The sequence below is a fragment of the Streptomyces sp. NPDC015139 genome, from assembly GCF_043079785.1.
GTDB lineage: Bacteria > Actinomycetota > Actinomycetes > Streptomycetales > Streptomycetaceae > Streptomyces > Streptomyces albidocamelliae.
The window spans coordinates 14,041-27,229 of the sequence record NZ_JBIBUW010000001.1 but is presented as its reverse complement, the minus strand read 5'-3'; the positions used below and the strand labels follow the sequence as shown (position 1 = coordinate 27,229).

The 13,189-nt window shown below is 71.9% G+C and carries 14 protein-coding genes and 1 pseudogene; 9 read left to right on the top strand and 6 right to left on the bottom strand.

From position 1 onward, the window contains the following. The first annotated feature begins 2 nt into the window (after positions 1 to 2). The 4 genes from ACF08B_RS00135 to pssA all read left to right on the top strand — a co-directional run bounded on the left by ACF08B_RS00135 (position 3) and on the right by pssA (position 3,394). On the top strand, positions 3 to 515 hold the full coding sequence (locus ACF08B_RS00135; protein ID WP_123440216.1) for a MaoC family dehydratase: 513 nt from the start codon (positions 3 to 5) through the stop codon (positions 513 to 515). 2 nt (positions 516 to 517) lie between these two features. Next, positions 518 to 1,723, top strand: a complete 1,206-nt coding sequence (locus ACF08B_RS00130) for an acyl-CoA dehydrogenase family protein (RefSeq protein WP_093473409.1) — start codon at positions 518 to 520, stop codon at positions 1,721 to 1,723. A 170-nt stretch (positions 1,724 to 1,893) separates the two neighbouring features. After that, the gene (locus ACF08B_RS00125) at positions 1,894 to 2,550 is read left to right on the top strand and encodes a phosphatidylserine decarboxylase (protein WP_093473410.1); all 657 of its coding nucleotides are present in this window, start codon (positions 1,894 to 1,896) and stop codon (positions 2,548 to 2,550) included. A gap of 22 nt (positions 2,551 to 2,572) precedes the next feature. Next, positions 2,573 to 3,394 (top strand): CDP-diacylglycerol--serine O-phosphatidyltransferase, encoded by an 822-nt coding sequence (pssA, locus tag ACF08B_RS00120; RefSeq protein ID WP_093473412.1) that lies wholly within the window; start codon positions 2,573 to 2,575, stop codon positions 3,392 to 3,394. An 81-nt stretch (positions 3,395 to 3,475) separates the two neighbouring features. Here pssA and ACF08B_RS00115 read toward each other — a convergent pair whose 3' ends face one another. Further along, positions 3,476 to 4,612, bottom strand: a complete 1,137-nt coding sequence (locus ACF08B_RS00115) for a glycerate kinase (RefSeq protein WP_392315280.1) — start codon at positions 4,610 to 4,612, stop codon at positions 3,476 to 3,478. Between the two features lie 176 nt (positions 4,613 to 4,788). On the opposite strand from ACF08B_RS00115, the gene ACF08B_RS00110 reads away from it, so the two are divergent. Continuing rightward, a complete protein-coding gene (locus ACF08B_RS00110; RefSeq protein WP_392315279.1) occupies positions 4,789 to 5,877 on the top strand; it encodes an ADP-ribosylglycohydrolase family protein in 1,089 nt (362 codons plus the stop codon). A gap of 28 nt (positions 5,878 to 5,905) precedes the next feature. After that, positions 5,906 to 6,400, top strand: a complete 495-nt coding sequence (locus ACF08B_RS00105) for an NUDIX domain-containing protein (protein WP_392315278.1) — start codon at positions 5,906 to 5,908, stop codon at positions 6,398 to 6,400. A 26-nt stretch (positions 6,401 to 6,426) separates the two neighbouring features. On the opposite strand, the gene ACF08B_RS00100 is transcribed toward ACF08B_RS00105, so the two are convergent. Further along, positions 6,427 to 6,627 carry a type II toxin-antitoxin system VapB family antitoxin gene (locus tag ACF08B_RS00100; RefSeq protein WP_093473416.1) on the bottom strand — a complete coding sequence of 67 codons (201 nt, stop codon included), beginning with the start codon at positions 6,625 to 6,627 and terminating at the stop codon, positions 6,427 to 6,429. A gap of 272 nt (positions 6,628 to 6,899) precedes the next feature. Here ACF08B_RS00100 and ACF08B_RS00095 point away from each other — a divergent pair, with 272 nt between their 5' ends. Beyond that, entirely contained in the window at positions 6,900 to 7,634 is a 735-nt protein-coding gene (locus tag ACF08B_RS00095) for an NAD-dependent deacetylase (protein WP_392315277.1), read from the top strand. Here the strand turns inward: ACF08B_RS00095 and ACF08B_RS00090 are convergent. Beyond that, positions 7,602 to 8,303: a hypothetical protein gene (locus ACF08B_RS00090; protein WP_392315276.1), complete on the bottom strand. Its 702-nt coding sequence runs from the start codon at positions 8,301 to 8,303 to the stop codon at positions 7,602 to 7,604. The genes ACF08B_RS00095 and ACF08B_RS00090 overlap by 33 nt on opposite strands. A gap of 680 nt (positions 8,304 to 8,983) precedes the next feature. Between ACF08B_RS00090 and ACF08B_RS00085 the strand changes: the two genes are divergently transcribed. Then, positions 8,984 to 9,268, top strand: coding sequence for a hypothetical protein (locus tag ACF08B_RS00085; protein ID WP_392315275.1), 285 nt, complete (start codon positions 8,984 to 8,986; stop codon positions 9,266 to 9,268). A gap of 25 nt (positions 9,269 to 9,293) precedes the next feature. Here ACF08B_RS00085 and ACF08B_RS00080 read toward each other — a convergent pair whose 3' ends face one another. The 3 genes and pseudogenes from ACF08B_RS00080 to ACF08B_RS00070 all read right to left on the bottom strand — a co-directional run bounded on the left by ACF08B_RS00080 (position 9,294) and on the right by ACF08B_RS00070 (position 12,238). Further along, the gene (locus tag ACF08B_RS00080; protein WP_093480602.1) at positions 9,294 to 9,785 is read right to left on the bottom strand and encodes a methylated-DNA--[protein]-cysteine S-methyltransferase; all 492 of its coding nucleotides are present in this window, start codon (positions 9,783 to 9,785) and stop codon (positions 9,294 to 9,296) included. Positions 9,786 to 9,807: 22 nt separating this feature from the next. Then, the gene (locus tag ACF08B_RS00075; protein ID WP_392315274.1) at positions 9,808 to 11,313 is read right to left on the bottom strand and encodes an AlkA N-terminal domain-containing protein; all 1,506 of its coding nucleotides are present in this window, start codon (positions 11,311 to 11,313) and stop codon (positions 9,808 to 9,810) included. Positions 11,314 to 11,417: 104 nt separating this feature from the next. Next, a pseudogene (locus ACF08B_RS00070) lies at positions 11,418 to 12,238 on the bottom strand (methylenetetrahydrofolate reductase). 462 nt (positions 12,239 to 12,700) lie between these two features. On the opposite strand from ACF08B_RS00070, the gene ACF08B_RS00065 reads away from it, so the two are divergent. After that, positions 12,701 to 13,156: an SRPBCC family protein gene (locus ACF08B_RS00065; RefSeq protein WP_392315273.1), complete on the top strand. Its 456-nt coding sequence runs from the start codon at positions 12,701 to 12,703 to the stop codon at positions 13,154 to 13,156. The last annotated feature ends 33 nt before the right edge of the window (positions 13,157 to 13,189 follow it).

Below are 13,189 nucleotides of genomic sequence, written 5' to 3'. Positions count from 1 at the left end.
CGATGCAGTTCGGACGCACCTACGAGGAGTTCGAGGTCGGGGCGACGTACAAGCACTGGCCGGGCAAGACGGTCACGGAGTACGACGACCACCTGTTCTGTCTCCTCACCATGAACCACCACCCGCTCCACATGGACACCAACTATGCGGAGAAGACGACGGACTTCGGCAGGAACGTCGTCGTGGGCAACTACATCTACTCGCTGCTGCTCGGCATGTCCGTGCCGGACATCTCCGGCAAGGCGATCGCCAACCTGGAGATCGAGTCGCTCAAGCACGTGGCGCCGACCTTCCACGGCGACACGATCTACGGTCAGACGACCGTGCTGGACAAGTGGCCGTCGAAGTCGAAGGACGACCGCGGCATCGTCTACGTCGAGACCAAGGGCTACAAGCAGGACGGCACCCTGGTGTGCGTCTTCCGCCGCAAGGTCATGGTGCCCACCGAGACGTACATCAAGGAGCGCGGCGGCGAGCAGCCGGGCCGTCCCGAACTGAAGCAGCAGGAGAAGTAGAGATGGCCCGTCTCGCCCAGACCGCCGGTCTGACCGACGTCCAGCAGGAGATCCTCTCCACCGTCCGCGACTTCGTGGACAAGGAGATCATCCCGGTCGCCACCGGGCTGGAGCACCGCGACGAGTACCCGCAAGCGATCGTGGACGGCCTGAAGGAACTCGGCCTCTTCGGTCTGATGATCCCCGAGGAGTACGGGGGCCTGGGCGAGTCGCTCCTCACCTACGCGCTGTGCGTGGAGGAGATCGCCCGTGGCTGGATGTCGGTGTCCGGCATCATCAACACGCACTTCATCGTGGCGTACATGCTCAAGCAGCACGGCACGCAGGAGCAGAAGGAGCACTTCCTGCCGCGGATGGCGGCCGGCGACATCCGGGGCGCCTTCTCGATGTCGGAGCCGGGCCTCGGCTCCGATGTGTCGGCGATCACGTCCAAGGCGGTCAAGGACGGCGACGAGTACGTCCTGAACGGCCAGAAGATGTGGCTGACGAACGGCGGTACGTCGTCCCTGGTGGCCGTTCTGGTCCGAAGTGACGAAGGACACCCCGACGGCACCGCGCCCCACAAGTCGATGACCACCTTCCTGGTCGAGAAGGAGCCGGGCTTCGGCGAGGTCCGTCCGGGCCTCACCATCCCCGGCAAGATCGACAAGATGGGCTACAAGGGCGTCGACACCACCGAGTTGATCATGGACGGCCTGCGCATTCCGGCCGATCGGGTGCTCGGCGGCGTCACCGGCCGAGGTTTTTACCAAATGATGGACGGCGTGGAGGTCGGCCGCGTCAATGTGGCGGCCCGTGGCTGCGGTGTCGCCCAGCGTGCCTTCGAGCTGGGCGTCCAGTACGCCCAGCAGCGTCACACTTTCGGGAAGCCGATCGCCCAGCACCAGGCCATCCAGTTCAAACTGGCGGAGATGGCCACCAAGGTGGAGGCGGCGCATGCCATGATGGTGAACGCTGCACGCAAAAAGGACTCCGGCGAACGAAACGACCTCGAAGCAGGGATGGCGAAGTACCTCGCCTCCGAGTACTGCAAGGAGGTCGTGGAGGATGCCTTCCGGATCCACGGCGGCTACGGCTTCTCCAAGGAGTACGAGATCGAGCGCCTCTACCGCGAGGCCCCGATGCTGCTCATCGGTGAAGGCACCGCCGAGATCCAGAAAATGATCATCGGGCGCAGACTGCTCGAAGAGTATCGATTCCAGGGCTGATTGTCCGGGTACGGGGTGTTTTCTTCGAGAAGAAGATCACACCCCGTAGGCGGCCTTCGGCCGCCGACTCGGCTGACTGGCTTGCCCAGTTGTAGGCCCCGACCGGTACGATCCCGGGAAAGCCGCCGTCCCCCGTCGAAGCGCGGCATCATCCGCTACGAAGGTCATCCATGCCCCACAGCCAAACCTCTGCACCTCGCGACAGCCGAGCAGGCGTACGCCTCGCGCGCGGAGCATCGCCGTGGCTTCTTCCGACCGTCGCCACCGCAGCCCTCAGCCTGGCCCGCGCCCGCCGCTCGGGCGCGGCCAAGGCCGTCGCCGTGCCCGCCACCGCGCTCGCGGCGGGCATGCTGTGGTTCTTCCGCGACCCCGAGCGCGAGATCGCCACGGGCCGTGTCATCTCCCCCGCCGACGGTGTGGTGCAGAGCATCATGCCGTGGAAGGACGGGCGCACCCGCGTCGCGATCTTCATGAGCCCGCTCAACGTCCACGTCAACCGCGCGCCCCTCGCGGGCACGGTGACGTCGGTCGAGCACATCCCCGGCGGCTTCGTTCCCGCTTTCAACAAGGAGAGCGAGAACAACGAGCGCGTAGTCTGGCATTTCGACACCGAACTCGGCGACATCGAGATGATCCAGATCGCCGGCGCGGTGGCCCGCCGCATCGTGCCCTACCTTCCCGAGGGCACGAAGGTCGAGCAGGGCGACCGTATCGGTCTGATCCGCTTCGGCTCGCGTGTCGACCTCTACCTGCCCGAGGGCGTGGAGGTCGCGGTCGAGGTCGGTCAGAAGACCGTGGCTGGGGTGACTCGCATTGACCGTGATTGATCCGGAGACCCAGGCGGGCTGGGTGCCCGAGGCAGACGAGGTGGACGAAGAGGAGGAGATGCCCCTCTCTCTCCGCCTGTCGATAGCGGACACCCTCACCCTGGGCAACGCGACGTGCGGCTTCATGGCGGTGTACTTCACCACCACCGGGATCCTCATCCCGCACCTCACGGGCAACGACGAGTCCGCCGGCATGGCCCGGCACAGCGCCGCCACCGCCGTGATCCTGATGCTCTGCGCGGCCGTGTTCGACCTGTTCGACGGCCTGGTGGCGAGGAAGCTGCGCTCCTCCCCCATGGGCGCCGAGCTGGACAACCTGTCCGACCTGATCAGCTTCGGCCTGGCGCCCGCGTACTTCGTCCTCGTCTACGGCATGGTCGCGGACGACGCCCACCAGAGAGTGGCGGCGCTCGGGGCGATCGTGGTGCTCCTGGCCGTCGTGCTCCGTCTGGCGCGCTTCTCCTGCGTGACCTTGAAGGACGGCATGTTCCAGGGCATGCCCTCGCCGTTCGGCGCCCTGACGGTCGTCTCGATCGTGCTGCTGGAGCTGCCCTTCGTGGCGACGCTGCTGGCGATCCTGGGCACCGCCTGGCTGATGGTGAGCCGGGTCGAGTACCCGAAGCCGCGGGGCCGCCTCGCCGGCGCGATGCTCGGCTGGATCGTCCTGTCCATGGGCCTCCTGGCCGCCTGGGCCTTCGACGCCCCGAGCGGTCAGCTGCTCCTCCAGACGGGCTGCGCCCTGCAGCTGGTCATGGGCGCGGTGATCCCGCTGTTCGCCACGGCCCGCCGGGTGAACAACTTCCGCGGCAACCGACGCGAGGCACGCGCGGCACAGCTGCCGTAGCGGCGCTCGTACGAAGGGCCCCGGACCGTTCTGGTCCGGGGCCCTTCGTCTTGCCCGGCCTCGCCCGGCCGGGGCGGGGCCTCAGCTCAGGTGGTCCTCGGCGATCCGGGCGGCGACCTGCTCCAGGATCGGTCCCGCTTCCGCGATGCACCGGGCGACGTCCGGCTCCACGGACGTCAGCGGGTACGCCTGGCCGATACCGGCCCGCAGCAGGGCCTCCGGGGACAGAGCGAGCCGCCCGCACACCGCGACGACCTCCTTGCCGGCCGCCCGCGCCGCCGCGGCCACGCCCGCCGGTGCCTTGCCGTGCAGGGTCTGCTCGTCCAGGGAGCCCTCGCCGGTGACCACCAGGGAGGCCCGCTCCAGAGCGGGCGCGAAGCCCAGCACGTCCAGCATGACCTCGATACCGGCTCGGAACCGTGCGCCCATGAGCAGCGCGCCGTAACCGATGCCGCCGGCCGCGCCGGCCCCCGGCGACGCGGCGTACTCCGCCGCCCGCGGCCCGGCCTCGCCCTCCAGCACCTTCGCGAAGTGGGCGAGGGCCGCGTCCAGGGTCTCGACGTCGTCCGGCGTGGCCCCCTTCTGCGGGCCGTACACCGCCGGGGCGCCCTTCGGCCCGGTCAGCGGGTTGTCGACGTCACTGGCCAGCACCAGCTCGACCGAGGCCAGCCTGGGGTCGAGACCGGACAGGTCCGCGCGGGCCAGCCCGGCGAGGCCGCCGCCGCCCGGGGACACCGGTTCGCCGTTCTCGTCCAGGAAGCGCGCGCCGAGCGCCGCCAGCATTCCCGCTCCGCCGTCCGTGGTCGCGCTGCCGCCGACGCCGAACACGATCGTCCGCGCGCCCGCGTCCAGCGCGGCCCGCAGCAGCTCGCCGGAGCCGTACGTGGACGCGGTCAGCGGGGCGAACACCCCGGCGGGCAGCCGCTGGAGTCCGCTCGCCTCCGCCATCTCCACGACCGCCGTGCCACCGCGCAGCGCGAACGCGGCCGTGACCTCCCGGCCGAGCGGTCCGGCCACCCGGACCTCCCGGCGTTCGAAGCCGGCCGCCACCGCCGCGTCCACGGTGCCGTCGCCGCCGTCGGCCACGGGCAGCGCCTCCACCTGGAGGTCCGGTACGATCCGGCGCAGCCCGGCCGTCACCCGCTCGGCGACCTGTACGGCCGTCAGCGAGCCCTTGAACTTGTCCGCGGCGATGAGCACCCGACGGGTCTCGTTCACTGCAGCGTCCGCCACCTTGCTTTCCCCTTGCTCTCCGGGCCCCGCGCACGTCAGGGCCAGTCGCGCCGCTGCGACCATAACCGCAGGACGCCCCCGCCGTCATGCCCCGACCGAACCGTGGAAGGCCGCCGGCGGGCGGCCGGGAGGCGGCCCGGGAAAACGGGTAGACCCCAGCCATGACCACGCGGCCCCTGACCACCCGGCGGACCGAACCCGACCTGGCCGACCGCATCCACGGCGGCTGGCTCGGCCGGATCGCGGGGAACATGCTCGGCAAACCGGTCGAACAGGGCGAGGTGTGGACCCGCGACCGCATCGACCGCTATCTGCGCCGGGCGGCGGCCCTGCCGCTCACCGACTACCTGCCCGAACCCGCCGACGCCGAGGAGAGCGCCGTACTGCGCCCGGAGTGGCGGGCGTGCGTGCGCGGCCGGATCCACGGCAGCTGCCGGGACGACGACGTGGACTACGCGATCCTCGGGCTGCACCTGCTGGAGACCCACGGCTTCGGGTTCTCCACCGAGCAGGTCGGCGATCTGTGGCTGCTGCGGATGCCGTACCTGCAGACCTTCACCGCGGAACGGGCGGCGTACCGGAACCTCGCGAACGGGCTGAAGCCGCCGCTGACGGCGACGTACGAGAACCCGTACCAGGAGTGGATCGGCGCGCTGATCCGCGCCGACGTCTACGGCTGGACCTGCCCCGGCGAACCGTCGCGCGCCGCGGGGCTGGCCCGCCGGGACGCGGTCCTGTCGCACACCGGCAACGGCGTGTACGGGGCGATGTTCGCGGCCGCGCTGGTCTCGGCGGCCTTCACCGCCGCGACCGTGCGGGACGCGCTGGAGACGGCGCTCGGGGTGATCCCGGCGAGCAGCCGCCTCGCCCGGACGGTCCGGCGGGTCGCGACCCTGCACGAGGCCCGTCTGCCCTGGGAGGAGACCCTGGCGACGCTGTCGGAGGAGACGGCCGGCCTCGGCTGGATCCACACGGTGCCCAACGCGGCCGTGCTCACCGCAGGGCTGCTGTACGGCGACGGCGACTTCACCCGGACCATCGCGCTGACCGTGCGCGGCGGCCTGGACACCGACTCCAACGGCGCGACCGCCGGTTCGGTGGCCGGGGTCGTCACCGGTGCGGCCGCGATCCCGGACCAGTGGACGGCGCCGCTGGAGGACACCGTCCGCAGCGCGGTGTTCGGCTTCGACGGGGTGCGGATCAGTGCGCTGGCCGAACGCACCCTGCGCCTGGCCCGGAGCGGGTCGTAGCCGGGTGGCGGCTGGTTACCCTTCCTGGATGACCACGACTCCAGACTTCGCCGCGTACATCGCGAGCCTGCCCCGGGTCCTCGCCGGTGCCGCCGCGCTCTTCCGGGACGACGAGGGACGGGTGCTGCTCGTCGAACCGAACTACCGCGAGGGCTGGGCGCTGCCGGGCGGCACCATCGAGTCCGACGACGGGGAGACCCCGCGCCAGGGCGCCCGCCGGGAGACGCTGGAGGAGATCGGGCTCGACCGGGAGCTCGGCCGGCTGCTGGCCGTGGACTGGGTGCACGGCACGGGCCGGCCGCCGCTGGTGGCGTACCTGTACGACGGCGGTGTCCTCGCGGAGGCCGACCTCAAGGCGATCCGCCTCCAGGAGGAGGAGCTGCTGTCCTGGCGTGTGGTGCCGCGCGAGGAGATCCCCGAGCACCTGCCGGGTGCCCTCGGCCGCCGGGTGCTGGCCGCCCTCGACGCCGTGACGGACGGCTCCCCCACGGTCGAGCTGGAGAACGGCCACCGGGTCGCCTGAGACGTGCCGCGCCGCGGCGGCGCCCCTCAGCCCTCGGGGTCGCGGGGCTTGGCGTCGACCTCGCGCAGGGCGTCGTCGCGGGCGGCGACCCTCGCCTCCGTGCGGTGTCCGCGCTCGATGTAGTCGCGGACGACCAGTTCGACGGCGTCCTGCGGATTCCCGACACCGGCGAGCACCATGACCTCCACGACGAGCTGGGCGTCGAGCGAGACAGTCACCTTGGCCATGCCCGGACGCTAGCATCGGGGGCTCCCCGTCGTGAGAGGTTCCGCCCGACCCGGCGACCGTGACCGGTTCCGCCGACCCGAGGACGACGACCGCCGATGCCCCGCACCACGGACCCGCTCGACGACCGCCGCGTCCTCGCGGTACCCGTGGGGTGGGGTCTGGGCGGCGCCCGCACTGACGCCGGCAGCGGTGGCGGCCCTTCGCCTGGCCTGGCTCGACTGACGTTTTATCCGTTCGCCGGAGCCACGGCACCCGGCCTACCCTCGGCGGCATGACCAAGCCTCTCGTCGCCGTCCTCAGCGGGGCCGGTATCTCCACCGACTCCGGGATCCCCGACTACCGCGGTCCGAACGGGCTGTGGCGGCGCGATCCCGACGCGGAGAAGCTGGTGACCTACGAGTACTACATGGGCGATCCGGAGATCCGGCGGCGGTCCTGGCTGATGCGGCGCGAGAGCGACGCGCTGCGGGCCCGGCCGAACGCGGCCCACCGCGCCGTCGCCGAACTGGACCGGTCCGGCATCCCGGTGCGCGTGCTCACGCAGAACGTGGACGGGCTGCACCAGCTGGCCGGGATGCCCGCCCGCAAGGTGCTCGAACTGCACGGCAGCGCCCACGGTGTCGTCTGCACGCAGTGCCGTGCGCGCGGCTCCATGGCGGACGCGCTCGCCCGGGTCGAGGCCGGCGAGGACGATCCGGCCTGCCTGGACTGCGGCGGCATCCTCAAGTCGGCCACCGTGATGTTCGGCGAACGGCTGGACCCGATGGTGCTGGGCGAGGCGGCCGCCATCGCCAAGGCCTGCACGGTGTTCGTCGCGGTCGGCAGCACCCTCCAGGTGCAGCCCGCCGCCGGCCTCGCGGGCGTCGCCGCCGACCACGACGCCCGCCTGATCATCGTCAACGCCGAACCGACCCCGTACGACGACCTGGCCGCCGAAGTGATCCGCGAGCCCATCGGCACCGCCCTGCCCGAACTACTCCGTCGCTTGGGCGAGGTGACTGACTGACGTCTTCCACGGCTTCGCGGCATCCGTCGCGAAGCCGTGCGCGCCTGACCCCGCGGGAAGCGCCCTGCCCTCGCCTCGCACGACGGCGTCGTTCAGCGCACTGTCGCTTACGTGGAACGTCTGCCGAGCCCCCGCACGTACCACCGCATCGTTCAGCGTGCTGTCGCCGACATGAATCGTCTGCCCATCTCCCGCACGCACCACCACATCATTCAGCGCACTGTCGCCGACATGAAACGTCTGCCCATCACCCGCACGCACCACCACATCATTCAGCGCACTGTCGCCGACATGAAACGTCTGCCCGTCACCCGCACGCACTACGGGGCCGTTCAGAACCGCGTGGCGCAGGTCGATGGTCTGCCCGTCACCCGCGATCAGGTGAAGTCCGTGGATGACTGCCCCTCTGAGGTCAACCGTCGCCGGTTCGGAAGCAGTGGTGCTCGGCCGCGGGTCGACGTCGGTCGTCGACTCCTCGAGTGTGCGCAGACCCAGCGCTCTCTCCTCGGCTGCGGAAACGTCCTCACCGTTGATCGCGGCAAGTGCTCGGACGACAGAAGCGACACTCGTCCGCCTTGCGTGCGTCCCGGCGACCACGCGCCGGACCGTCTCGGGGCTGATGTCAGCGCTCTGATCGTCCGTCAGGACCGCGGCGCTGATCTGCCTCACCGACGGACTGCCCGCAGCCTCGTACAGTCGCTTGATCTCAGTGGACAGAGGTGACGAGGCCGGGGCCTGCGAGGGAGAGGACCGGGCAGGCTCCGGACGGCCGTCCGGTGCGGGCTCGGGTGCATCCGGCTCGACAGGCTTCCCGGTGTCACCGGCGGGAGCAGGCGCCGTGGAGCGCCCGGGGACGGGATCCTCCAGGCTGAGCGCCGCTTCGACTTCTCGTCTCCTGTCCATCCACTGCGGTATCGCGTCCGCACCCCTGGGGTCCCAGGCCAGGACCATGACCCGGAGCAGCGTGGTCGAGGGCAGGCGCCTCCCGCTCAACGCGGCGTAGATACTGGACCGGCCTACTCCGTGTTCGGTGACGACCTGGTCCACCGTCAGGGGCGCGAGGACTCTACGGCCCGCGGGCTCCTGCCTCTTGAGAGGCTGCTTCTTCCGGAGCCTTCGCGGCGGCGCCGAGTCTCGTAGTCTCCGCAGGTCGGCGGCGAAGGCTTCCAGCGGTTTCGACCGGTCCAAAAGACGTGCACGAGGCATGAAGCCACTCTCCAGTACGTCCTTTTTTGTCTCGCGTAGGACCATAGTAGCCAGCCGAGCCCTGTCGAGTGCTGAGCTTGTTCCTGCCCGGTTGTCGGATGACGCCGAGGAGGTCGATTCACTTGCAGGAACGAGGAGTTGCCATGGATTTGAATGAACGGGGCCACAACGAGGCGCTCGACATCCCTGACAGCGGGCCGGGTTGGCGCCGTGTGGCGTTCCCCGTCCCGCCCTTGGGAAAGCTGGTGAAAGGCACGGGCGTCGGGTCGAGGCTGGGCACTTGTACCGGCTCCGGCCTCGCCGGCTGGGTTGCGACCGGACACACGCATGGAGAAATCACCTGGGCAACTGTGGTCCTCGCACTGGCGATGATCGCCGCGGATGCGGTGCAGGCACGGAAAAGCGTGTGCTCGTCACCGCGAGGCTGACACGTATCGGGCGGAGGGCCGGGCGCTAGAACAGCGCCGCGCCCCGTTCGAAGTCCAGGAGGCGGCGTTTGCGGGGGAGGCCGCCGCCGTAGCCGGTGAGGCTGCCGTCGGAGCCGACCACGCGGTGGCAGGGGACGATGATGCCGACGGGGTTGCGGCCGTTGGCGAGGCCGACGGCGCGGGACGCACCGGGGTTGCCGAGGGCGCCGGCGAGTTCGCCGTAGGTGCGGGTCTCGCCGTAGGGGATGCGGGTGAGGCCGTCCCAGACCAGGCGCTGGAACGGCGTCCCGTGCAGGGCGAGTTCCAGGGTGAACTCGGTCAACTCGCCCGCGAAGTAGGCCGACAGCTGCTCCTCGGCCTCGGCGAAGCAGCGCAGGCCGTCCTCCGGCGGGCCGAAGCTCTCCTCGGGCGGCCGGTGCCGCTGCTCGGCCATGTACAGGCCGCACAGGGCGCCGTCCGCGTCGGCGACCAGGGTGAGCGGGCCGTAGGGGCTGTCGATCACGGTGTGGCGTTTCACGGCTTCCATCACTCCAAGGGGCTCACACGGGAAGGAAGTTGATCGGGTGGCTGTCGGTCGCCCACAGGTACTGCACGGCGTACGCCCGCCAGGGCCGCCAGGCCTCGGCGCGCGCGGTGAGCGCGGCCGGGGTGGAGGGCAGGCCGAGCTCCCCCGCCGCCCGGCGGATGCCCAGGTCGGTGGGGAGGAAGGCGTCGGGATCGCCGAGGGCCCGCATCGCGATGACGTCGACCGTCCAGGGGCCGAAGCCGGGCAGCGCGAGCAGCCGGGCGCGGGCTTCCGCCCAGTCCGAGTCGACGCCCAGGTGCAGGGTGCCGTCGGCGAGTCGCCGGACGAGGGTGGTGAAGGTGGTGCGCCGGGTGCGGGGCATCGCCAGGGTCTCGGGGTCGACGGCGGCCAGCGCCTCGGCGGACGGGAAGAGGTGGGTGAGGCCGCCCTCGGGGTCGTCGAGGGGCTTGCCGTGCGCGGTGACCAGGCGGCCCGCGTGGGTGCGGGCGGCGGCCGTGGACACCTGCTGCCCGAGGACGGCGCGCACGGCGAACTCGGCCTCGTCGACCGTGCGCGGTACCCGGCGACCCGGGGCCCGGTCGACCAGGGGTGCGAGCAGCGGGTCGGTGCGCAGCCTGCCGTCGACGGCGACGGGGTCGGCGTCCAGGTCGAGCAGCCGGCGGCAGCGGCTGATGGCCACGGTCAGGTCGCGCAGGTCGCTGAGGGTGAGGCGGCAGGCGATGTGGTCGGGGCGCGGGGTGAGCGCGACGATGCCGTGGCCGTAGGGCAGCCGGAGCGTGCGCCGGTAGGCGCCGTCGCGCCACTCCTCGACGCCGGGTACGGCGGTGGCGGCGAGGTGACCGAAGAGGTTGTCGGGGTTGAGCGGGGCGCGGAACGGCAGGCGCAGGGCGAGGGTGCCCGGGGTGCCCGCCGCGCGGTTGCCGGGGACTCGTGCGCGCAGTTCGCTCGGGGAGAGGGCGAAGACCTCGCGCACGGTGTCGTTGAAGGTGCGGATGGAGGAGAAGCCGGCCGCGAAGGCGATCTCCGCCATGGGCAGCGGGGTGGTCTCGATGAGCAGGCGGGCGGTCTGGGCGCGCTGGGCGCGGGCCAGTGCGAGGGGTCCGGCGCCCAGCTCGGCCAGCAGCTGCCGTTCCACCTGCCGGGTGCTGTAGCCGAGCCGGGTGGCGAGGCCGGGCACGCCCTCGCGGTCCACGACGCCGTCGGCGATGAGGCGCATGGCGCGGGCGACCAGGTCGGCGCGCAGGTTCCACTCCGGGGAGCCGGGGCTGGTGTCGGGGCGGCAGCGCTTGCAGGCCCGGAAGCCGGCCTGCTGGCAGGCGGCGGCGCTCGGGTAGAACGTCATGTTCTCGGGCTTGGGCGGGACCGCCGGGCAGCTGGGCCGGCAGTAGATGCGGGTGGTCAGGACGGCCGTGAAGAACCAGCCGTCGAACCGCGCGTCCTTGGACTGGACGGCGCGTACGCAGTGCTCCCGGTCGAAGTGGGTCCCTGTCTGCGTCCTCGTCTGCGTCCCTGTCTGCATGACTCCAGGATCGGCCAGGGCGGGGGCGGGCCGCTGGCGAGAATGCGACACGTACGTGAGGTGGCCTGGGAGGGGGGTGGGTCGGGGCGGGGGTGTCCCCGGCGTCACGGCCGTCCGGTGGGGGCGTGGCCCTCGTGCCGGAAGCGGGCGGCCCATTCCGCGGTGGTCCGCAGCCCGCCGAACGTGTAGAAGTGCACCTTCACCCGGCCGTGCCGTGCGGGGTCGTACCGCTCGGCCAGCGCGTGCAGGAAGCGGTCCGGGCCGGCCGTGCCCATCAGGTTGGTCAGCGAGAAACCGTACTTGCGGGCGACCGAGGCGCTGGTGGCGACGCCGAACCGGGTGGGGTACCGAGCAGCCGGCGCACACCGGCCGGGCCGGGGACGCCGATGCGGACGGGCAGGTGGACGCCCCGGGCCCGGACGGCCTCCAGCCAGCCGAGGACCGGGGCGGGGTCGAAGCCGAACTGGGTGATGACGTCGCCGCCGAACCGGTGGGCGCCGATGGCGGCCGCCTTGTCGGTGAGGGCCGACCACAGGGTGGGGTCCGGTATCGCCGGGTGGCCCTCGGGATACCCGCTGATGCCGACGTGACGGACGCCGTGCTCCTGGAGCAGGCCGGTGCGCAGGAGGGCGAGGGCGTCCGCGTAGGGGCCCTCGGGGCGGGCGGGGTCGCCGCCGACGAGGAACACGTTCTCGGCGGTGCCGTCGGCCGCGAGCCCGGACAGGAACTCCTCCAGGGCGGCGCGGGAGGGCAGGCGGCGCGCGGAGATGTGCGGCACGGGGACGAAGCCGAGCCGGCGGACCGCGCGGGCGGCCGTCAGCCGCGTCGCGAGGTCCTCGCCGGCGAGGAAGGTGATGTTGATCCGGGTGCCGGGCGGGATGCCGTCGGACGCCTCCTCCAGGCGGGCCACGTCCTTGCCGGTCATCTCCAGGGAGAAGTCGTCGAGCAGTCCGGTGGCCCGCTCCTGGCTCTCGGCTCCGTGCGGGCCGGGGGTACCCCCGTCGGGCGGGGCGGTGAGAGCGGGGTTCATCGTGCTCCTCCTACGGCGTGGTCCTGACCCGGCCCGATGATGCCACGCGCCCCGCCGGAGCCCGGTCCCAGGGGGGGAGGCCGGCCCCGGTCCGGCCCTCGCCGAGCGGTCCCCCGGGCCGTCGCGGCGCGCGGCCGTACCGGGCCGGAGGTCACACGAGCCCGTCCGGTTCACCGGCCCCGCGCCGTACTCCCCGCTCGCGCGGGCGCTAAGGCGGCGCTTGTGCGGGGGCGGTCGAGGCGTGCGGTCGTGCGGTGGCGTTCAGTAGCGTGGTGCGTCGGACAACGCTTGCCGGAGCACGGCACATTCCGCCCCGCCCCGCGTGGACGTTCCGCCGGGCTTCTGGAAGGACCCCGTATGCGTCGCATCTCGTCCGCAGTGCACATCTGCGCGCCCGCCGAGCAGGTGTGGGCGGTCCTGACCGACTTCGAGCGGTTCCACGAGTGGAACCCCTTCCTCGTCGAGGCCGCCGGACAGGCCGTTCCGGGCACGCGGCTGAGCCTGCGGTTCCGGCTTCCCGGCGGCGGGCGGGAGATGGTGTTCACGCCCACCGTGCTGGAGAGCGAGCCCGGCCGGCTTCTGCGCTGGCGGGGCCGGTTCGGCGTGCCGGGCGTCTTCGACGGGGTGCACAGCTTCGAACTCACGGCCCGGGACGGCGGCACGCACGTGCTGCAGAGCGAGCGGTTCAGCGGTCTGCTGGTGCCGTTCTCCGGTGCGGTCATCACCCCCTCGGAGAAGGGGTTCCAGGCGCTGACCGACGCGCTGAAGGAGCGGGTCGAGTCCGCCTCCGTCCCGGCTCGGCCGCGGGACTGAACGCCGGGCCGGGCCTGCGGCGTCCGGGGCGCG

What these genes read in the sequence shown, in the direction of transcription:
- ACF08B_RS00135 (WP_123440216.1), top strand. Translation starts at nt 3, where the DNA reads ATGCAGTTCGGACGCACCTACGAGGAGTTCGAGGTCGGGGCGACGTAC.
- ACF08B_RS00130 (WP_093473409.1), top strand. Translation starts at nt 518, where the DNA reads ATGGCCCGTCTCGCCCAGACCGCCGGTCTGACCGACGTCCAGCAGGAG.
- ACF08B_RS00125 (WP_093473410.1), top strand. Translation starts at nt 1,894, where the DNA reads ATGCCCCACAGCCAAACCTCTGCACCTCGCGACAGCCGAGCAGGCGTA.
- ACF08B_RS00110 (WP_392315279.1), top strand. Translation starts at nt 4,789, where the DNA reads ATGACCACGCGGCCCCTGACCACCCGGCGGACCGAACCCGACCTGGCC.
- ACF08B_RS00105 (WP_392315278.1), top strand. Translation starts at nt 5,906, where the DNA reads ATGACCACGACTCCAGACTTCGCCGCGTACATCGCGAGCCTGCCCCGG.
- ACF08B_RS00100 (WP_093473416.1), bottom strand. Translation starts at nt 6,627, where the DNA reads ATGGCCAAGGTGACTGTCTCGCTCGACGCCCAGCTCGTCGTGGAGGTC.
- ACF08B_RS00095 (WP_392315277.1), top strand. Translation starts at nt 6,900, where the DNA reads ATGACCAAGCCTCTCGTCGCCGTCCTCAGCGGGGCCGGTATCTCCACC.
- ACF08B_RS00085 (WP_392315275.1), top strand. Translation starts at nt 8,984, where the DNA reads ATGGATTTGAATGAACGGGGCCACAACGAGGCGCTCGACATCCCTGAC.
- ACF08B_RS00075 (WP_392315274.1), bottom strand. Translation starts at nt 11,313, where the DNA reads ATGCAGACAGGGACGCAGACGAGGACGCAGACAGGGACCCACTTCGAC.
- ACF08B_RS00065 (WP_392315273.1), top strand. Translation starts at nt 12,701, where the DNA reads ATGCGTCGCATCTCGTCCGCAGTGCACATCTGCGCGCCCGCCGAGCAG.